The 20980-nt window shown below is 67.0% G+C and carries 15 protein-coding genes and 1 riboswitch; of the genes, 7 read left to right on the top strand and 8 right to left on the bottom strand.

Annotation, left to right across the window (positions count from 1 at the left end; genetic code table 11):
* Positions 1-7 precede the first annotated feature (7 nt).
* Positions 8-1462, top strand: a complete 1455-nt coding sequence (locus MKW15_RS13310; protein WP_374247123.1) for an MFS transporter — start codon at positions 8-10, stop codon at positions 1460-1462.
* 545 nt (positions 1463-2007) lie between these two features.
* On the opposite strand, the gene MKW15_RS13305 is transcribed toward MKW15_RS13310, so the two are convergent.
* The 4 genes from MKW15_RS13305 to MKW15_RS13290 all read right to left on the bottom strand — a co-directional run bounded on the left by MKW15_RS13305 (position 2008) and on the right by MKW15_RS13290 (position 5948).
* Positions 2008-3210 (bottom strand): Dyp-type peroxidase, encoded by a 1203-nt coding sequence (locus MKW15_RS13305; RefSeq protein ID WP_240858815.1) that lies wholly within the window; start codon positions 3208-3210, stop codon positions 2008-2010.
* Between the two features lie 10 nt (positions 3211-3220).
* The gene (locus MKW15_RS13300; protein ID WP_240858808.1) at positions 3221-3751 is read right to left on the bottom strand and encodes a copper chaperone PCu(A)C; all 531 of its coding nucleotides are present in this window, start codon (positions 3749-3751) and stop codon (positions 3221-3223) included.
* A 1-nt stretch (position 3752) separates the two neighbouring features.
* Complete coding sequence (locus MKW15_RS13295) at positions 3753-5123, bottom strand: PepSY-associated TM helix domain-containing protein (RefSeq protein ID WP_240858806.1); 1371 nt, start codon at positions 5121-5123, stop codon at positions 3753-3755.
* 276 nt (positions 5124-5399) lie between these two features.
* On the bottom strand, positions 5400-5948 hold the full coding sequence (locus MKW15_RS13290; RefSeq protein WP_240858803.1) for a hypothetical protein: 549 nt from the start codon (positions 5946-5948) through the stop codon (positions 5400-5402).
* 109 nt (positions 5949-6057) lie between these two features.
* Here MKW15_RS13290 and MKW15_RS13285 point away from each other — a divergent pair, with 109 nt between their 5' ends.
* From MKW15_RS13285 to MKW15_RS13270, 4 genes are all read left to right on the top strand, one after another.
* A complete protein-coding gene (locus MKW15_RS13285; RefSeq protein ID WP_240858800.1) occupies positions 6058-7416 on the top strand; it encodes an 8-oxoguanine deaminase in 1359 nt (452 codons plus the stop codon).
* Positions 7416-8231 carry an FAD binding domain-containing protein gene (locus MKW15_RS13280; protein ID WP_240858794.1) on the top strand — a complete coding sequence of 272 codons (816 nt, stop codon included), beginning with the start codon at positions 7416-7418 and terminating at the stop codon, positions 8229-8231. Before MKW15_RS13285 ends, MKW15_RS13280 begins: the two co-directional genes overlap by 1 nt.
* A complete protein-coding gene (locus MKW15_RS13275) occupies positions 8228-11080 on the top strand; it encodes a molybdopterin-dependent oxidoreductase (RefSeq protein WP_240858791.1) in 2853 nt (950 codons plus the stop codon). Before MKW15_RS13280 ends, MKW15_RS13275 begins: the two co-directional genes overlap by 4 nt.
* Positions 11081-11149: 69 nt before the next feature.
* Positions 11150-12394 (top strand): Nramp family divalent metal transporter, encoded by a 1245-nt coding sequence (locus MKW15_RS13270; protein ID WP_240858785.1) that lies wholly within the window; start codon positions 11150-11152, stop codon positions 12392-12394.
* A 7-nt stretch (positions 12395-12401) separates the two neighbouring features.
* On the opposite strand, the gene MKW15_RS13265 is transcribed toward MKW15_RS13270, so the two are convergent.
* From MKW15_RS13265 to MKW15_RS13250, 4 genes are all read right to left on the bottom strand, one after another.
* Positions 12402-13625, bottom strand: coding sequence for an acyl-CoA dehydrogenase family protein (locus MKW15_RS13265; RefSeq protein ID WP_240858779.1), 1224 nt, complete (start codon positions 13623-13625; stop codon positions 12402-12404).
* Positions 13626-13775: 150 nt separating this feature from the next.
* Positions 13776-14249, bottom strand: coding sequence for a histidine phosphatase family protein (locus tag MKW15_RS13260; protein WP_240858778.1), 474 nt, complete (start codon positions 14247-14249; stop codon positions 13776-13778).
* A gap of 4 nt (positions 14250-14253) precedes the next feature.
* Positions 14254-15084 (bottom strand): CbtA family protein, encoded by an 831-nt coding sequence (locus MKW15_RS13255; RefSeq protein WP_240858777.1) that lies wholly within the window; start codon positions 15082-15084, stop codon positions 14254-14256.
* A gap of 28 nt (positions 15085-15112) precedes the next feature.
* Complete coding sequence (locus MKW15_RS13250) at positions 15113-15337, bottom strand: CbtB domain-containing protein (RefSeq protein WP_240858775.1); 225 nt, start codon at positions 15335-15337, stop codon at positions 15113-15115.
* A gap of 57 nt (positions 15338-15394) precedes the next feature.
* A riboswitch (cobalamin riboswitch) is annotated at positions 15395-15472 on the bottom strand.
* 93 nt (positions 15473-15565) lie between these two features.
* Between MKW15_RS13250 and MKW15_RS13245 the strand changes: the two genes are divergently transcribed.
* Both MKW15_RS13245 and MKW15_RS13240 read left to right on the top strand, forming a co-directional pair.
* Complete coding sequence (locus MKW15_RS13245) at positions 15566-20182, top strand: ATP-dependent helicase (protein WP_240858774.1); 4617 nt, start codon at positions 15566-15568, stop codon at positions 20180-20182.
* On the top strand, positions 20175-20963 hold the full coding sequence (locus tag MKW15_RS13240) for a DNA-formamidopyrimidine glycosylase family protein (protein ID WP_240858769.1): 789 nt from the start codon (positions 20175-20177) through the stop codon (positions 20961-20963). Before MKW15_RS13245 ends, MKW15_RS13240 begins: the two co-directional genes overlap by 8 nt.
* The last annotated feature ends 17 nt before the right edge of the window (positions 20964-20980 follow it).

The following is a 20980-nucleotide window of genomic DNA, read 5'->3' as shown; positions in this document are numbered from 1 at the left end:
GACGGATGTGCCCGGAGTGGCAGGCGCACCGGAACCGATCGAACGGCACCCCCGCGCTGCGGTCACCGTGCTCTGTGCGGCGGGCATCGTAGTGGCGCTGATGCAGACGATCATTGTGCCGCTCATCCCCCAGCTGCCGACGCTGCTGCACGCCGATCCCGGCAACACATCCTGGGCGCTCACCATCACCCTGCTCGTCGGTGCCGTGATCACACCGATCGGTGGTCGTCTCGGCGACATGTACGGCAAGCGACTCGCCCTGATCGGCAGCATGAGCTGCGTGGCCATCGGTTCGATGGTGTGTGCGCTGTCGACGGCGCTGGTCCCGTTCCTGATCGGTCGGGGTCTGCAGGGCCTCGGTTTCGGCACCATCGCGCTGGGTATCAGCGTGATGCGCGACATCGTGCCGCCCCGACACCTCGGTTCGTCGGTCGGCACCATGAGTGCGTCGCTCGGTGTCGGCGGCGCACTGGGCCTGCCGTTCGCCGCGTCCATCGCCCAGCATCTCAGCTGGCATGCCCTGTTCTGGGCGTGCGCCGCCGCCGGAATCCTGGGCGCCATCGGCATCGCGATCACCGTCCCGGAGAGCCCGACCCGCAGCGGCGGCCGCTTCGACCTGATCGGCGCGGCCGGACTCGCCGCGATGCTCGTCTGCCTTCTCCTGCCCTTGTCCAAGGGATCGGCGTGGGGGTGGACGAGTCCACTGACCCTCGGACTGTTTGCCGCTTTCATCGTGGTCGGCGCCCTGTGGTCGTACTTCGAGCGTCATCACGCCAACGCTCTGATCGACCTCGCGGTGGTCGTCGAGCGTCCCGTCCTGCTGACCAATGTCGCATCCGTGGCGACCGGATTCGCGTTCTATTCGATGCAGCTGATCCCGATCCAGCTCCTGATGGCGCCGACCTCGAGCCCCAACGGACTCGGCTTCGACATGCTCACGGCGAGTCTGATCCTCGCCCCGAGCGGTCTGCTGATGTTCGTCTTCTCCCATATCAGCGGTCGGCTCACGGATGCCTTCGGGCCGCGGATCTCGCTGTCGCTCGGCGGGCTGGTGATCGGTACCGGCTACATCGTGTTCATCGTCGCGATCGCCGGGCCGTGGGCCCTGAACTGGGGGTTGATGGTCACCATCAGCTGCCTGATCGGCGCCGGGCTGGGAATCGCGTACTCGGCGATGCCGTCGCTGATCATGCGGGCGGTACGCGTCGAACAGACCGGCGAGGCCAACGGCGTCAACGCCCTCATGCGAGTGGTCGGGACGTCGATGTCGGCGGCTGTCGTCGGGATGATCCTGACGTGGTCGATGATTGCCGCCACCGCCCCCGACGGTCAGACGATCGCGGTGCCCAGCGAGGTCGGCTACCTGTGGTCCGCCGGAATCTCGCTGGGCGCCTGCGTTATTGCGAGCGTCGTCGCACTCACCATCCCGGCGAGTCGGCGCGTCGTCGAAGAACGCGTCTGAGATCGGAGCAGCGACCCACCCGCCGCCCCGTCGACGATCGTGAAGGCGGGAAGAGCGCGCCTCGTCGCAGACACCGCATTCGTGGCCAGAAACCGCCAGTGCGGTCGGAAACCTCTGGTGCGCACCGGGTTTCTCACCAGACACGCGGTTCCTGAGATCGCGACACGCCGACAATGCGCGTCGGCGGCGGTCTTGGACCACCATCTCGGCGGCGGACGCTTCCGCTCAGAGGGTGCTGGCGACATCTGCTCGCATGTCTCCCATCTGCGCGCGATGCACTGCGCGCAAAGGGGAGAAACGCGAGCACCTGCGTCGTCGAGCCCGCGACTGTCGATCGGCGCGTTCCGCGGAACGCGCCACACGCTCGTGGCGCCCGCAGAAAATAGGGGAAGAAACTTCGTCCCCTACCCTCAGAGTCCTCCCCTAGAAACTTCTGGGGGAGGACTCTGAACCTAGGGGAGGAAAACTCTTCCCCTAGATTCTGCGAGCACGACGCTGACGTATTTGCCCAGGTCAGCGAGCCGGCAGGTGGTCGAAGAACGCGTCTAGCTCTCGAACAGCTGGTGTCCGAGATACCGGCCCGCGGCGACACCGGGCGGGATCGCGAAGACCGCCGACCCGATCGGCGTCGTCCATTCGTTTAGCAGGTCAGCCTCGGCCAGCCGTTGCTGTACCGGGATGAACTGGGTGTCGATGTCTCGCTGAAACGTCGTGAAGATCAGGCCCGCGTTCGTCGTGGCACCGCCAGACGGCACGTCGTCGAAGTTGTAGGCCCGCCGCAGAAAACGTTCCCGCGGCCCCTTCGCGTGGGCACGCGCGATGTGGGAGTTCGCCGGGATCACCGGGATGCCCCGTTTGGTCGCCGCGAAGTCGGGCTCGTCGTCTTCGTGACTTCCGGTGAGCGGAGCACCGGTGTCCTGATGGCGGCCGATGGCGAGGTCTCGTCCGTGCCGATCGAGTTCGTCCCAGGTATCGAGTTCGACGCGGATGCGGCGGATCACCATCGTGGTGCCGCCGGCGAGCCACCCCTGGTCCGGCCCTGCCCAGACGACGTCGGCGAAGTCGCCGCTACCCGATCGGGGGTTGACGGTCCCGTCGACCGATCCCATCAGGTTGCGCATCGTCTGGCCGTCGGGGTGCGCGCCCCGGGCCGGCCGGAAGCCACGCTGAATCCACCGGATGGTGGCGAGCTTTCGGGTGTTCTTCAACAACACGCGCTGCGCGTGGGCCAGCGTCGTCGGATCATCGCAACAAAGCTGCAGGAGCAGGTCGCCCCCACCCCATTCCGGCTCGAGGGCGTCGATCCCGAAGGACGGCAGTGGCCGCACCGACGCCGGGGACTGGAGTCGTAGCCGCTCGAACAGCGTCGGACCGAACCCGACCGTGACCGTCAGGCGCGACGGCGAAGTGGCGAGTTCGGGCTCGGTGTCGGCGAGGGCAGCCGCACCCGCGGTCAATCGGGCGGCGTCCGCGGTCCACAACTTCAGGATCGAAATCGCCTCTCGCGTCGTCGATCCCGGCCTCAGATCCAGAGCGATGAACACGGCGTGCGCCTGCGGCGGCGTCTCGATCCCGGCCTGATGGTCACCGAAGAACGGCACCGTGTGCCGTCCGAATTCCTGGCCCGCTGGACCGGTGACCGCACCGGACGACGCCAGCGTCGATACTGCAGCACCCGCCCCGATGGCGCCGAGCGCGGCGGCGCCTCCCCCGAGGAGGCGCCGCCGGCTCAGTTCCGTTCTCGACATGTCACACCGCTCAGGCGCCAGGTGCCGTGGTGCTGGTGGGCATGCCGTGTCCGGGGCCGTAGTCCTCGTTCGCACCCGCGAAGTCCCGCACCTGGGCCGAGAACGAGGTCGTACTTCCGTCGAAGAGCGTCAATGTGATCGCGACGTCCTCGCCCGGGGTCAAAGGTGCAGGCAGGTCGAACATCATCAGGTGGTAACCGCCGGGCGTCAACTCCAAGGAGCCGTGTGCCGAGATGACGAACCCGCCGTCCTTCTGCCTCATCTGCATCGCACCGCCGACACCGGGGACAACCTCGTGCAATTCCATGCGGCCGGCGGCAGGCGATGATGCAGCCGTCACATGGATGTCGCTGTCGGTGGTGTTGGTCAGGACGCCGAAGGCCGCCGTCATCTGTCCCTGCGGGACCGCCTTCACCCACTGGTTGGCCACGGTGAGATCTGCCTTGTCGTCACCGCTGTCGCCGCACGCGGCGACAAACAACGTCAAGGCCACAGCGACCACCAACACGATCGCGCGACCGCTCGTTCTGAATGTGGTCACCTCACTTGCCCTTTCGTGCAGCCGATACTTCCGCGGCCGTCCGGTGGCGCCCCCAAGCGATCAGAGCCAGCGCCGCGTCGACCACGAGGAATGCCAGCAGGGTCCAGCCGAGCAGCGGCAGGAACCATCCCACTGCAACGGCCGCCGCCACCAGCACAACCGCGGCAGGCCACGGGATCTGACGGATGCCGCCGCGACGAGGAGCTCGTCCGACGCCCCAGGCGCCACCGCGCGTGGGTCGGCGCTGCCACCACATCCGGTATCCGCGGATGATCACCGTGACGAGGATCAGCGCGACGACCAGCAACAAGAGCTGGTTGAGGAAACCGAAGAGGAATCCCATGTGCGCGCGGATCCCCCAGTCGGCAAGCTTCGCCATCAGCGAGTAGTCGCTGTCGTAGTCGACCCGGCCCGCGATCTGCATCGTCGTGGGATCGATGGCCACCGCATCGCTGGACAGTCGGTAGGGCTTCTCGATCTCGGCGACACTGATCGCCTGCCCCGGCTCGCTGGGCAGCGTCACATCGAGGGGCGTGCGCACTCCGGCCGCTGCGGCCACAGCGACGACCCGATCGAAGTCGATCGTCGAGAAGTCGACGGTCGGTGTGGCCATCGAATGCCCGGCATGACCTCCGGCGGCGTCAGATGCCGCGGGAAGCGAGGTGGCCAGATCGGGGCGCTCCCAAGACATCGCGGTACGCAACTCGGTGACATGTTCACCCGCATGCGTCGACCATGTGATACCGGTGGCCGAGAGGAAGACGAGCACGACGAGAATCCACACACCCGCCGCACCATGCCAATTCACCGTACGGGCCCGACCGGTCACCGAGCGGTCGACCCCGAAGAACCGGCCGCGCCGTCCGCGTGCTCGAGCCTGCCGGAACCGACGCCACCACAGGTAGAGACCACCGAGGGCGACCACCCACAACCACGACGCCGCGAGCTCGCTGTAGAGCGCGCCCGTCTCACCGAGCTGCAGGTTGCTGTGGAAGCCGTCGAGCCAGCTGCTCAATGGCAGATATCCGAACCAGGTCGGCTCGCTGCCCAGCACCTTCCCGGAGTAGGGGTCGACGAACACAGCGCGCAGCTTCTCCTCACCGAGTGCCGGGTCGGCGAAGTAGATCCGAGTGGAATCGGTGGCCGACGCCGGGGGCCGCACCCCGGTCACGGACAGGCCAGGATTCGCCTGCTGTGCGGCCGCGACCTGCGCGGTCAGCGGCACGGATGAGCCGGTGGCGTCGACGCTCAGCACGTCGCCGTAGACGACTCGTTCGATGGTCGGGGCAGCTGCGTAGAGGGCGCCGGTGAGCGCGGCCACGAGGATGAACGGCCCGATCAGCACACCGGCATAGAAGTGCAGGCGCATCATCAGCGGTCGCCAGTTGCCGGCGGACGTTGTCGACGTTTCCGGCGGAGAGTCGTCTTGCGACGGGACGGGTAGGAACGGAAGGTGAGGACAGAAGGTCCGTCATGGGTACGTACTTTCACGAATGATCGACCCAGAGGGAATGATCAAGGCCGATCGGGGCTGAAGGTAGAAGGCGGCGCGTGGCGCGTTCACCGCGGCGAACTCGCGCGCAGCACGGTCAGACCCCTCGAATGTCGAAGAATCCGAGGGGAAAAGGGCAACCAGAACCCGCTGAGGTCAGCAGGCTGGCGACGCGGCGACGGGTGGCGCTCGGCTGACCCCTCCGCCACCGGCGAGCCGCGAACGCAGCGATCGAACCGGGAGTTGCCACAGTGTGGGTCGCCACGGCGCTTCCGCGGTGGGCGGCGGCGATCCGAGACAGATCGTCCACCGCAGTGCGGTGCGGGCGATCAGCTCGACCAACGACTCGGCGACCACGAGGCCCAGGGCCACGGCCACCGCCATGGCGAGGTGAGCGCCGGCCATCAGCGGCGAGGGTGTCACGCCCATCGTCGAGCCGTGCATGTGTTCGGCCGAAGCGGCGAGCAGGATGTGCCCGGCGAACTGCCCGAGGCACAACTGGACGATCAGATCGGTGAGGTTTCGGCCTGCGCGGCCCGCACTCCACACCCCGACCGCGACGCAACCGCCGACAAGCACCATCAGGGTCTCGCTGGACGGGAGGGAACCGCCGCCCATGCAGTGCGCGGCGAGCGAGGCCGTACCGGATACGGCGCCCACATAGCCCCCACGCAAGCGCGCGGTGAAACTAGGAGACCCGACCATGCGCCTAACCCTATCAATCCGGCACCGCCGACGACCCTCCGCATACCGGATGAGCTGCGCACACGTCCACCGAAATCCGGCTGTAATCTCGCCGCCGTAGCCTGTCGCGGTGGCCGCCCAGACCCTGATCGAGAACTGTCATGTCGTGACCGTCGACACCGCGCGACGGGAATTGGAATCGGCATCGGTCCTCATCGACGGCGACCGGATCGCGGCCGTCGGCCAGGGACCGATCGAGGTGGGCGACGACGTGACCCGGATCGACGGCTCCGGCTGCGTGCTGACACCCGGCCTGGTGAACACCCACCATCACCTCTACCAGTGGATCACCCGCGGGCTGGCCGCCGATCACACGCTGTTCCAGTGGCTCACCACGCTCTATCCCATCTGGGCTGGGATCGACGAGGCGGCCGTGCATGCCGCGGCCCTGGGCGGTCTGAGTCAGCTCGCCCTGTCCGGTTGCACCACCACCACCGACCACCACTATGTGTTTCCCCGGGAGGGCGGTGACCTCCTGGGCGCCGAGATCGCGGCGGCCGGCGAGATCGGGCTGCGATTCCATCCGACCCGCGGGTCGATGGACCTCTCTGAGAAGGACGGCGGACTGCCACCCGACTCGGTGGTGCAATCGCTCGACGAGATCCTCACCGCGAGCAGTGATGCGGTCAACCGGTGGCACAACCCAGACCCCGGCGCGATGGTGCGCATCGCCCTCGCGCCCTGCTCCCCGTTCTCCGTCACCACCGACCTGCTGCGCGAATCCGCGCTCCTCGCACGCGAACTCGGCGTGCGGATGCATACCCACCTGGCCGAGTCGCTGGACGAGAACACCTACTGCGATGAGCATTTCGGTTGCACTCCACTGCAATACATGGAGTCGGTCGGGTGGGTGGGCGACGACGTGTGGTTCGCGCACGGCATCGAGTTCGACGACGACGAAATTGGTCGCCTGGCCGCGACCTCGACCGGTGTCGCCCACTGTCCGACGTCGAATGCCCGTCTGGGCAACCGGATCTGCCGCACCCGGGAACTGGTCGATGCCGGAGTGCCGGTCGGGCTCGGCGTGGACGGTGCGGCGTCGAATGAATCGTGCCGACTGCTCGAGGAAGCCCATCAGGCCGTGCTGATGGCCAGGGCGAAGGGCGGACCCACCGCGTTGTCCACACGTACCGCCATCGAACTCGCCACCCTCGGTGGTGCCCGAGTGCTCGGGCGCCCCGACGAGATCGGATCGATCGAGCCGGGCAAGTTCGCCGACCTCGTCCTCTGGGACCTGACCACCGTCGCGCACCGCGACATCGACGACCCGGTCGCGGCCTTGGTCCTCGGCGCGATCCCGCCCATCAAGGCGTCGTGGGTGCACGGCCGAAAGCTGATCGACAATGGTGAGATGCAGACCGTCGACCTCGACAGTGTCACCGCCGAGGTCGCAACGCAGCATCGTCTCCTGATCGACCGGGCCGGCTGATGGATCTGCACACCGTCACCGGATATCGGTTCGCGCACGATCGAGCCGATCTCGCCCTGGCGCCCGGAGAGCGCATCGTGGCCGGTGGCACATGGATGTTTTCCGAACCCCAGATCGACGTCGACGGCCTGGTCGACATCAGCCGCATCGGTTGGCCTGCAATCGAATACAGGCCCGACGGCGGCCTCCGGATCGCCGCCAACTGCCCCATCGCCGAATTGGCAGCACTTCGGCCGCAGTCCGGATGGCGGGCACATCCACTCTTCGCCCAGTGCGCCCACGCACTCCTCGCGTCGTTCAAGATCTGGAACATGGCCACTGTGGGCGGAAACATCTGCCGCTCGTTCGCCGCCGCATCGATGGTCTCGCTGACGGTTGCGCTCGACGGGAGCGCGCACATCTGGCGGCCCGACGGCACCGACCGCGACATTCCCGTCAGCGAGCTGGTCACCGGCAATGGAACCAACACGCTGGAGAGCGGAGAAGTCCTGCGGGCCATCGATTTCCCCGCACACGCATTGCGCGGCACGACTGCCTTTCGGAAGATCGCTCTCGCAGAGCTGGGTCGGTCGGGTGTCGTGATGACCGGTCGCCTCGACGAAGACGGCACGGTGGTTGTCGGGATCACGGCGGCCACCGAATGGCCTACGGTTCTGCGCTATCCGTCGATGCCGGACACCGATCGTCTGCGTGACGATGTCGGTTCCGCCGCGGGCTACTACACGGACCCGCTCGGTGCTGCCGACTGGCGACGCGCGACGTCGATGGTGTTCGCCGAGGAGATTCGCGCCGAGTTGGTGGGTGCGGTGTCATGAGATTCGAGATCAACGGCGAGGCGGTCGACGCGAATCCTGCTCCGGGACAGTGTCTGCGCACCCTGCTGCGCGACCATGCTCACTTCGAGGTCAAGAAGGGTTGCGACGCAGGCGATTGCGGTGCCTGCACGGTTCTTGTTGACGGAAATCCGGTGCACTCCTGCATCTTTCCGGCTCAGCGTGCCGAGGATCGTTCCGTCACCACGGTCGCAGGACTCGGCACACCCGACGACCTTCATCCCGTGCAGCAGTCCTTCGTCGACAACTTCGGTTTTCAGTGCGGGTTCTGCACGGCAGGCATGATCGTCACCGCGTCGACCCTGGAGCCCGAGGACCTCGACGACCTCCCACGGCGCATGAAGGGAAACCTTTGCCGCTGCACCGGATATCGCGCGATCCGCGATTCCATCACCTCCGCCGTTGCCGAAAAGGAGCAACCAACCAATCCGCTGCCTGAGGTGCGAGGAGCGCTAGCGACGAGCCTCGAAGGCCTGGCGACAACACCTCCCCAACCCTCCGAGGCTTGCTCCGCCACAGTCGGCACATCCGCCAACCCCATCGCCGCCCGGCGGGTGGTCACCGGCACCGAGCCGTACACCTTCGATGTCGCGGTCGACGGCATGTTGTTCATCCGCGTCCTACCCTCCCCTCATCCGCACGCACGCATCACCGCGATCGACACCACCGAAGCTGCCACGCTGCCCGGCGTCGAACTGATCCTGACGCATGAGAACGTCTCCACCCGAAGGTTTTCCACGGCTCGGCACGAGCATCGCGAGGACGATCCCGACGACAGCCTCGTGCTCGACCCCGTCGTCCGGTTCGTCGGCCAGCGCGTGGCGGCCGTCGTCGCGACCACTGCTGCGATCGCCGAGGAGGCCTGTCGCCTGATCGAGGTCACCTACGAGGTGCTGCCCGCGGTCTTCGACCCGGAGGAAGCACGCCGCCCGGGCGCACCCCTGATCCATCCGGATCGCACGCCGCTCGATCGTGTGAACCACGCCGACCGCAATGTGATCGCCGAGCACCACCAGGGTTTCGGCGGCGACGTCGACACCGCGCTCGAGGAGTCCGCAGCCACCGTCTCGGGAACGTGGAGCACGGGGCGCGTGTCGCACGCGCAACTGGAAACCCACGGCAGCATCGGATGGTTCGACGACGACGGCCGACTGGTGATCCGTACCAGCACGCAGGTGCCGTTCCTCGTGCGCGACGAGCTCGCATTGCTCCTCGATCTGCCGACCGACAAGATTCGAGTGTTCAGCGCACGCGTGGGCGGCGGCTTCGGCGGCAAGCAGGAACTGCTCACCGAAGATCTCGTGGCACTTGCCGTCCTGCGCACCGGCCGGCCGTGCGGGTACGAGATGACGCGCACCGACGAGATGACCCGCACCACCTATCGTCACCCGTTCCGCGTGTCGGTGGATCTGGGCGCCGACGCCGACGGACGACTGACCGCGTTGCGCATCGACGTGCTCTCGGACACCGGTGCGTACGGCAATCACGCGATCGGCGTGATGTTCCACGCGTGCGCCGAATCGGTGTCGGTCTACAACTGCCCGGTGAAGTGGGTCGACGCGGAGGTCGTCTACACCAACAATCCGCCGTCGGGCGCCTTCCGCGGCTACGGTCTGGGCCAGGTGATCTTCGCGATCGAGAGCGCGATGGACGAGTTGGCGCTCGACCTCGGCATCGACCCGTTCGAGATGCGGCGCATCAATGCCGTGCGCGATGGGGATCCACTGCTCATCACCCACCCCGAACCCGAACCCGATCTGCTGTACGGCAGCTACGGCCTCGATCAGTGCCTCGACCTCGCTCAGCGCGCCCTCGAGCGCGGCAACGGCGTGCCGGCACCCGAGGGCAGCGCCTGGCGCGTCGGCGACGGTATGGCACTTGCGGCCATCGCCACGATGGCACCCCGCGGACACCTGTCGTCGGTACGGGTCAGCGTCGACGCCCAGGGCAACTACGACATCGGCATCGGCACAAGCGAATTCGGCAACGGTACCACCACCGTGCACCTCCAGATCGCCACGACCACACTCCAGACGACGCCCGACCGCGTGCACCTACACCACGGTGACACCGACGCCGCCACCTATGACACCGGCGCTTTCGCATCCGCAGGTACCACCGTCGCGGGCAAGGCCTTGCACGCGGCATGTCTGGCATTGCGTACGACGCTCATCGAAACCGCGACCGCCATCACCGGATGCACACCCGACGAGGTGACCGTCACCGCCGACGGGGTGCTCATCGGTGAACGAATGCTCGACTTCGCCGAGCTCATCGCAGCGTCCGACGACCAGCACCGAGACCCCGGCGGCACCCGGTTGACCGCCGTCGGCGAGGAGCGCGGCGACCTGCGTTCCATCGCCTTCAACGTGCAGGCGTTCCGGGTGGCGGTCAACGTCGACACCGGCACGGTCCGCATCCTGCACTCGGTGCACGCCGCCGACGCCGGCACGGTGATGAATCCTCAGCAGTGCCTCGGCCAGGTCGAGGGCGGCGTCGCTCAGGCCATCGGGTCGTCGCTCTACGAGGAGATCATCCTCGACGGCAAGGGCGTTCCGATCACCTCGGTGTTCCGGACCTATCGGGTGCCGCAGATGGCCGACATTCCGCCGACCGAGGTCTTCTTCGCCGAGACCAGCGACGACCTCGGGCCGTATGGCGCCAAGTCGATGAGCGAATCCCCCTACAACCCCGTCGCACCCGCGTTGGCCAACGCCATCCGTCGTGCGATTGGAGTCCGACCCTACGAAACACCGATGTCCAGGGACCGTATTTGGCGGCTCACCCAAGATGCCGCCCCTACCAGCACGGACACTCGGCCACCCGGGTAGTTTCGGGCGACCGAAACTTTTGTTTCGTCCAGCTTGAACTCAATCAGATTTCGTGCAAGATTGGTCGCCATGGCATCGCTACGCGCAGCGCAGTACACACCCAGTGGCGCAAAGGTGCGCAATGCCGCCCTGATGGGTCCTGCGTTTGTCGCGGCGATCGCCTACGTCGACCCCGGGAATGTCGCAGCCAACATCACCGCGGGCGCCCGCTACGGATTCCTGCTCGTCTGGGTCCTGGTGATGGCCAACCTGATCGCGATGCTGATCCAGTACCAGTCGGCCAAGCTGGGCATCGTCACCGGCCAGAGCCTGCCCGGACTGCTGGGCAAACGTTTGTCGCGGCGCTCTCGGCGCGCCTACTGGGTACAAGCCGAAATTGTGGCTGCGGCAACCGATCTCGCTGAGATCGTGGGTGGTGCGATCGCTCTGCAGTTGCTGTTCGACCTGCCGCTGGTGGTCGGCGGGCTGATCGTCGGCGTCGTCTCCATGATCATCCTGCTCCTGCAGAATCCGCGGCAGCAGAAGGTCTTCGAACGCGTCATCCTCACGATGCTCGCGGTCATCGTGGTCGGCTTCCTCACCGGCCTGGTGATCAATCCTCCCCCGGCGACCGACGTTCTCGGCGGGCTCATCCCCCACCTACAAGGCCCGGAGACGGTCCTTCTCGCGGCCAGCATGCTCGGTGCGACGGTCATGCCGCACGCGATCTACCTGCACTCGTCCCTGGTGATCGACCGACACGGCGCCAACCACACCGACGAGGACAAGCGCCGGCTCGTGCGTGTCACCCGTTGGGACGTGGTGATCGCGCTCCTGATCGCCGGAGCGGTCAACATCGCGCTGCTGCTCCTTGCCGCACAGAATCTCCGCGGCAAGGAGGGCACCGACACCATCGAAGGCGCCTACACCGCGGTGCAGGACGCCATGGGTCCGACCGTCGCCACCTTCTTTGCCATCGGCCTACTGGCGTCGGGTCTCGCCGCGACGTCGGTCGGGTCGTATGCCGGCGCGTCGATCATGGAGGGCCTGCTGCACGTTCGAGTGCCGCTCCTGTTGCGCCGAACACTCGTCCTCGTCCCGGCACTGGTGGTGCTCTGGGTCGGTGTCGAACCCACCTGGGCCCTGGTGATCAGCCAGGTGGTGCTGAGCTTCGGCATCCCCTTCGCCATCATCCCGCTGGGTCGGCTCACCGCCGACCGCAAGCTCATGGGCTCCTTCACCGACTCGCGACCCCTGCAGATCGTCGCAGGGGCCGCGGCGGCGATGATCGTCATGCTCAACATCGCTCTCATCGTGTTGATGATCACCGAGTGAATAAGGCTCAGCCGCGCAACAACCCCTTGGCGACGTGGGTCACCTGGATCTCGTTGCTGCCGGCATAGATCATGAGCGACTTGGCATCTCGCGCAAGCTGCTCGACGCGGTACTCGGCCATGTAGCCGTTTCCACCGAAGAGCTGCACCGCCTCCATCGCGACGTCGGTCGCGGCCTTGGACGAGTACAGCTTCATCGCCGACGCCTCCGACAGGCTCAGCGGCTTGCCGGCCTGAGTCCGCTCGATCGCACTGAAGAGCATGTTCTGCACATTGATTCGCGCGACTTCCATTTCGGCAAGCTTGAGCTGGATGAGCTGGAACTGCGCGATCTCCTGGCCCCACAACTTGCGTGTCTTGGCGTAATCGAGGGACAGACGCAGGCATTCGTTGATGATGCCCATCGCCAGCGCCGCGATGCCGACCCGCTCGGCGGTGAAGCCGGCCTTCGCACCTTCCGAACCGCGTGAATCCTCGCCGGTGTCCTCGGTCTCGCCGAGGAGACGGTCCTTGCCGAGGCGCACGTTGTCGAAGAAGAGCTCACCGGTCGGCGAACTCATCATGCCCATCTTCTTGAACGCCTTGCCCTGGGTGAGACCCGGCATCCCCTTGTCGAGGACGAAGGACAGCACCTTGCGGTCACGCATCGGGGTGTTGCTGCCGTCGTCGAGCTTGGCGAACACCACGATGGTGTCGGCGTACGGGCCATTGGTGATAAAGGTCTTCTGCCCGTTGAGGATGTAGTCGTCGCCGTCGCGCTTGACCGTGGTCTTCATGCCGCCCAGTGCGTCGGAGCCGGAGTCGGGTTCGGTGATCGCCCACGCGCCCACCTTCTCCATCGTGACCAGCTCGGGAAGCCACCGCTTCTTCTGTGCGAGAGTGCCTTTGCCGCGGATCGTCGACGCCGTGAGCCCCATGCTGACGCCCATCGATCCGACGAGTCCGAGGCAGACACCGGCAAGTTCGATGTTGACGATCATGAACATCGACGAGGCCATGCTGCCGCCACCGCCACCCGACGATTTCTTGCCCTCGGCCTCGGCGGCGAGCTCCTTCTCCAAGGCGTCGTTGGCCATGGCGTCGACACCGAAGGTCGACAGCAGCTTGCGGGTGATGTCGTAGGGCGGCAGCTGCCCGGTCTCGAGCTCATCGATGTGCGGTCGGATCTCCTTGTCGATGAACGCCCGCAGGGCGTCGCGCACCATCAGATCCTCGTCGGACCACTCGAACATCTCCACCTCGCATCTCGAGACAACTAAAACACGTTTCAGTTTCACTGTGTCAGGTGTCACTCCGGAAGTAAAGACACACTTGGGCCCAAATGTTTCACCGTCGCACTGGTTGCCACGGCGCTCGGAAAGCGAGCGCCATGGCAACCAGAATCAGAGTTGATACGACGTCGCCGGCCGGACCTCGATTGCGAAGTAGCCTGCAGCATCGTCGACGAGCAACGCCTGCGCGACCGGCATCGACACCACGCACACCCCGAACGTCGCCGACGCACGCCAGTCATGAATGCGCGCAACAAAGTCGGCCACCGTCTCTCCGCCGTGCGGGCACGCATCCGGAGTCGAAAACCAGAGGCCGAGTGCCGAAGGATCGATCTCCTCGGGCAGCTTCCCTGCCCACTCCCCGAAGTCCATCGTGCGCAATGCGTCGTCGACGTCGAACTGCCCACTCAAGAGCGCCGACGTCTCCAGCGCCACCGCCTCTGGCCCGCTGACCGTGCGCCCCATATCGCTGACCGTGCGTCGCAAATCGTTGACCGTGCGCCGTCCGGCGTCGTCCAGAGACAGATCACCGCCGAACCGCAGGTCCCGATTGGGGCCGGTGCGGCCGGCGGTGATGATCTGCATGACCTCAGTTGACCTCGGCCGTGATGCCCTTCGACGCCAGCGCCGACGTCTTAGGCCGCGCCAGGTAGCCGAGAACCAGGGCGAACACGACGGTCAGCACGGTCCACAGGATCACCTGGTTGGCGATCACGTACACCCGGAAATCGCCGATGACGTCACCGGGGAACCCTGGCGCGACGATGACGCCCTGGTCGTTGCGCAACTCCTTGGGCACCTCGTGGAACTCCGGCAGCAGAGCCACCGCGACGGTGATCACCGCCAGGTACCCCACCACGCTCACGATGGCCGAGACGAGCCCGCCGATGCGGGGGCGCAACCAGAACGCGAACACGACGGCCGCAATCGCCGCGCCCACCGAGATCAACGTGATGGTCAGGAATGCACCCGAGCGCGCGCCGATGGTGTCGTCGTCGCCGACCGCCGGCGGATTCGCCGGGTACGCGAAGAACGGAACCGCGAAGAAAGACACGAACCCGATCACCCCGAGTGCGCCGGCGAGCCACCGCGGATCGGTCGCAGGGTAACGCCGTCCGACATAGGTCCACAGCACGGAGAACGCGACTGCGAAGAACGCGCCCATGCACAACGCGAACACCAGCGTGCCGACTCCGGCACCGAGGTTCTGCTGCATGGCGCGGGTGAACACCTCGCCACCCTCACCGTGGACGTGTCCGCCCGCCGCGATCTCGAGTTCCTCCTCGGCGCCCGAACGCAGATCCTCGTAGTCGATGGCCTTGGCGACCTGCGGTTCGATGAACAGTCGGGCGAACAGATACGACAGAATTCCGGCGATCAGGCCTGAGAACAGGCCGGCGCCGATGAACTTCTTCTCCATGTTTATTTGTCTCCTGGCTCAGATTCGCTCAGTGGCAGGGGAAGCCGAGGAAGTGGCGGGCGTCGTGGACGAACTCGTGGATGTGGGTGTCGGAACCGAACACCGACACCGCGCCCTGGTCGTAGCCCAGGAAGTAGTAGGCCATCGACACCAGCAGCACGGTGAGGCTGAGCCACAGTGCCGCGCTGGCGACGGAGAGATTGGGTACCGCGAGCGCCCGAGATGCGGGTGCCGCCTTGGTGGAAGCAGTCATCTGCCTGTCCTTTCGCCGATCACGCGTCGGCAGTTCGTTTGAACCGGTTACCAGCGCGGCACTCTGACTCACGTCGATTCTCAGTTGACCGTCGTTCACAGCGGCGCGACCGTTCCGGACTTGCACCGGATTCCCCGCACTGGCGTGTGCTGACCTTATACCCTGACCGGCTCGGCCTGCTCGCGCTCGCGCCACGGAGTTGTCACAGCCGTAGGGGATGATGGCGAGGTGGCCCGAACCGCGTCTGTACTGCAGCGCTTCACCGCCCCGACGCGGCGGTGGTTCAGTGGCGCCTTCCCGGAGCCCACTGCTGCTCAGACCGGGGCATGGAACTCCATCGCCGACGGTGAGAACACACTGGTCATCGCGCCTACCGGGTCTGGCAAGACGCTGTCGGCGTTCCTGTGGGCGCTCGACCGTCTGGCCGCCGAACCCGACCGCGCGCACGGCACCCGCGTCCTCTACATCTCGCCACTCAAAGCACTTGCGGTCGACGTGGAGCGCAACCTGCGCGCCCCCCTGACCGGGATCACGCGTGCGGCCCAGGAGCTCGGCCTTCCCGAACCGAACATCACCGTCGGCCTGCGCTCGGGGGACACGCCGGCCAATCAGCGCCGGCTCCTTGCCCGGCAGCCACCGGACATCCTCATCACCACCCCCGAGTCGCTGTATCTGATCCTCACCTCGTCGGTCCGCGACACTCTCCGCAACGTCGACGCCGTCATCGTCGACGAGGTGCACGCCGTCGCCGGCACCAAGCGCGGCACCCATCTCGCGGTCTCCCTTGAACGACTTGACGAGCTGCTCGACGAGCCGGCACAGCGGATCGGGTTGTCGGCGACCGTCCGACCGCCAGAGTTGGTCGCGCAGTTCCTGGCCGGCTCCCGTCCCTGCCGCGTCGTCCGACCGCCCGCCGCGAAGACCTTCGATCTGCGCGTCGACGTGCCTGTGCCGGACATGGCGAACATCCCGCCGCCCGCCGATGCACCCGACGACGACCTCGACGACGCCTTCTCCCCGACCGCCGGCTCCCTCTGGCCGCATGTGGAGGCCTCGATCGTCGACGCCATCGAAAGCAACCGCGCAACGATCGTTTTCGCCAACTCCCGGCGCCTCGCCGAACGACTCACCGCTCGGCTCAACGAGATCCACGCCGACCGCTCGGGGACGCCGGTCACCAATGCGCCAAATCCCGGTGTAGCCGGTGGCGCACCTGCGCTTGTTATGGCGAGCGGCGCCAGCGGCGGCGCACCCACCGCCTTGGCCCGCGCCCACCATGGCTCGGTGAGCAAGGAGCAGCGGGCCGAGATCGAGGACGACCTGAAGTCGGGTCGGCTGCGCTGCGTGGTTGCAACGAGTTCGCTGGAACTCGGCATCGACATGGGCGCGGTCGATCTGGTCATCCAGGTGGAATCGCCACCGTCGGTCGCGAGTGGTCTCCAGCGGATCGGCCGGGCGGGTCACCAGGTCGGCGAGATCAGCCAGGGCGTGCTCTACCCCAAGCACCGCACCGATCTCGTGCACTGCACGGTCGCCGTGGAACGCATGCTCGCCGGCGACATCGAGCAACTGCGCGTCCCGTCGAATCCGCTCGACGTCCTTGCCCAGCAGACGATCGCCGCCGCGGCAATGGACGACCTCGACGTCGACGAATGGTTCGACGTCATCCGCCGCGCCGCGCCGTACCGGGAACTCAGCCGCGATGTGTACGTATCGACTCTGGACCTGATCTCGGGGCGTTTCCCGTCCGACGAGTTCGCCGAACTCCGCCCTCGCGTCACCTGGGATCGCGACGCGAACACCATCAGCGGCCGACGCGGAGCTCAGCGTCTGGCCGTCACCTCCGGCGGAACCATCCCCGACCGCGGGCTCTTCGGTGTCTTCATGGTCGGGGAAAAATCCACCCGCGTAGGCGAACTCGATGAAGAGATGGTCTACGAGTCGCGCGTCGGGGACGTGTTCGCGTTGGGCGCCACGAGTTGGCGGATCGAGGACATCACCCACGACCGTGTTCTCGTCACGCCGGCCTTCGGACAGCCCGGCCGCCTGCCGTTCTGGGTCGGCGACACCGTCGGACGGCCCGCCGAACTCGGCGTGGCGATCGGCAAGTTCACCGGCGCCATCGCCGATCCCGAGCAACTCGAGAAACACGCACATGCACTCGGCCTCACCGACTATGCGCGCGACAACCTGGCAGCACTGATCGCCGAGCAGCGCGACTCGACCGGCCACCTCCCCACCGACCGCACCCTCGTCGTCGAACGTTTCCGCGACGAGCTCGGCGACTGGCGGGTGATCCTGCACTCCCCCTATGGTTTACGTGTCCACGCACCGTGGGCGAGTGCCATCTCCGCGCGGCTGCAGCAGACCCTCGGCCTCGACGGTGCGACCACCGCCTCCGACGACGGCATCATCGTGCGGATGCCCGACACCGACGACGAACCACCCGGCGCCTCAGTCTTCGTCGTCGACCCCGACGACATCGAGCAGATGGTCACCGATGCGCTCGCCGACTCGTCGATGTTCGCATCGCGATTCCGCGAATGCGCCGCGCGTGCACTGCTGTTGCCCCGACGTGACCCTGGCCGCCGGGCTCCCTTGTGGCAGCAACGTCAGCGCAGCGCGCAACTCCTTTCCGTCGCATCACAATTCCCCGACTTCCCGATCGTGCTGGAAGCGGTGCGCGAATGCCTCCAGGACGTGTACGACCTGCCAGCGCTGACCGACCTCCTGCGCGGAATCGCCAGACGCCGGGTGCGGATGGTCGAGGTCGAGACCCCCGAGCCATCGCCGTTCGCGGCGTCGCTGCTGTTCGGGTACGTCGGTGCATTCATGTACTCCGACGACGCACCGCTCGCCGAACGCCGTGCCGCGGCACTGTCGTTGGACACGAGCCTGCTCGCCCAACTCCTCGGCCGGGTGGATCTGCGCGAGCTGCTCGACCCCGCGGTGATCGCCGACGTCGTACGCCGACTCCAGCGTCTCGATCCGGCTCGGCAGGCGCGCGACGCCGAGGACATCGTCGACCTGCTTCGCTGGCTCGGCCCGCTCACCACCGACGACGTGGCCGCCCGATATCAGGGTGACGACGCCGCTGCCGTACTGGCCGACCTGCACCGCGCCGGCCCGATCATCTCGGTCACCCATCGCGGCTTCCCATTGTGGGCGGCGGTCGAAGACACCGCACGCCTGCGTGATGCCCTCGGAGTCCCCGCGCCACTGGGCATTCCGGCCGCCTACACCGAGCCGGTCCCCGATCCCGTCACCGACCTGGTCCACCGTTTCGCGCGCACGCACGGTCCGTTCACCGTTGCCGAGGCGGCCGAGGGTATCGGGATGGCGACGGCGGTGGTCCGAGATACCCTGGTGCGCCTGGCCGGTGAGCGCAAGGTGATCGAGGGCGATTTCCTGCCCGACCCCGACGCGGGATCGACGACGCAGTGGTGTCACGCCGACGTGCTGGGGCAGATCCGGCGCGGATCGCTCGCCGCCACCCGCGCCGACATCGCACCGGTCGACGCGCCCACGCTGACCCGCTTCCTGTCGAGTTGGCATCACGTGGCATCCGACGAGAGGCTCAGCGGAGTCGACGGCGTGGCGACCGTCATCGATCAGCTTGCCGGATACCAGCTTCCGGCGTCGGCGTGGGAGTCCCTCATCCTGCCGAGCCGGGTCGCCGACTACACCCCGGCCATGCTCGACGAACTGCTGTCCTCGGGTGAGGTGGTGTGGTCGGGACACGGCCGCATCGGCGGTGCCGACGGCTGGATCGCCTTCCACCCCATCGACCTGCTCCCCGTGACGCTGGCGGACGCCGACGAGATCGACCTGACGGCGACGCACAGTTTGTTGCTGGACGCACTGAATCCCGGCGGAGCCCTGCGCTTTCCGCAGCTCGCCGATGGTGTGCGTGGCGACACGGAGATCGGGTCGTCGGACGCCGACATCGAGACCGCCCTGTGGGATCTGGTGTGGTCGGGCCAGGTCGGCAACGACTCCTTCTCCGCCGTGCGTGCGCTGCTGCGGCCCGACCGCCGCGGGCCGGCGCGATCCGCGGGTGCGCGCGGCACGCCCGCCCACCGATCACGAGGCCGCGCGCCGAGGCTTCGGCCACAACGACTCTCGACCAGGTTCCTGGCCGAACATCCGGGCGCCCGGCCCAGTTCACCGTCGACCACGGGCCGGTGGTTCAGCCTCCACCGCGACGACGTCGACCCGACCACCGCCACCCAGGCCGTCTGCGAGCAACTCTTGGTCCGCCACGGAGTGGTCACTCGTGGCGCGGTGGCAGCCGAGGGCGTGACCGGCGGTTTCGCTCGGGTCTACAAGGCGCTCAGCGTGTTCGAGGACAACGGCCACGTTCGTCGCGGCTACTACGTCGACGGGCTCGGCGGCGCCCAGTTCGCTCGGCCATCCATCGTCGACGAACTCCGACACCACGCGCTCGACGATCGCAAGACTCACCACACAGTGGTGCTGGCCGCCACCGATCCGGCCAATCCTTATGGGGCTGCTCTGGATTGGCCGGCCACCGGCGCGGACGACTCGGGCCACCGACCGGGCCGCAAACCCGGCGCGCTGGTGGTGATCGCCGACGGTGAGCCCGCGCTGTTCGTGGAACGTGGCGGCAAGACGGTGCTGACTTTCACCGCCGACGCCGATCTGCTGCGCGAGGCGAGCTCCGCTCTCGCCGACGCGGTCCGGTCCGGTCGGATCAATCGACTGACCATCGACCAGGTCGACGGCGCAAACGTGCTCGGCACCCAGATCGCCGCAGCCTTCGTCGAGGCAGGTTTCGCGACCACCCCGCGCGGCGTCCGACTCCGCTACGGACTCCATGCCTGAGGGCGACACCGTCTTCGCAGCGGCGGCCAGGCTGCGTCGCGCATTGGACGGCCAGGTGCTCACCTATTGCCAGTTCCGGACGCCGACCCTCGCCACCGTCGACTACACCGGACACACCGTCACCGCTGTCCGCTCCCGCGGTAAGCACCTGCTGATCGATGTGGTCGACCCGGAAGGCGTTGCGGTGCCATCGATTCACTCCCACCTCAAGATGGAGGGCGCGTGGCACGTGCACCCTCTCGGGACGCGGTGGCGTCGGCCGGGCCATCACGCGCGGGTCGTCCTGCGCACCCAGAAGTCCGAGGCGGTCGGCTTCGAACTCGGCATCCTCGAACTGCTCGCCGACCCCGATGCAGCGCTGGCCTATCTCGGACCGGACCTGCTCGCCGACGACTGGGATGCCGCCGAGGCTGTCCGGCGAATCGAGGCGCGGCCTTCCACGCCGATCGGTCTCGCCCTGCTCGACCAACGCCTGATGGCGGGTGTCGGCAACGTCTACCGTTGCGAGGCCTGCTTTCTGCGCGGCGTACTGCCGACAACACCGGTGGCCGACGTCGACATCCCGGCCATGGTCGACCTGTGCCGTCGGCTGCTGTGGAACAACCGGATACGCACTGCTCGCAGCACGACTGGTCAGACGGCCCCAAACGCACGCACCTGGGTCTACGGTCGCCGCGGCCAGTTGTGCAGACGCTGCGCTACCCCGATCCGGCGTGACCGTCTCGGCGACGCCGACGACGGCGACCGGGTGATCTACTTCTGCCCAACCTGCCAACGCTGACCCGACGCGCCCCTCCC

Source organism: Gordonia gummivorans, assembly GCF_022513585.1.
GTDB lineage: Bacteria > Actinomycetota > Actinomycetes > Mycobacteriales > Mycobacteriaceae > Gordonia.
The sequence above is the reverse complement of the archived record's forward strand: the minus strand, read 5'-3'. Positions and strand labels throughout refer to the sequence as shown.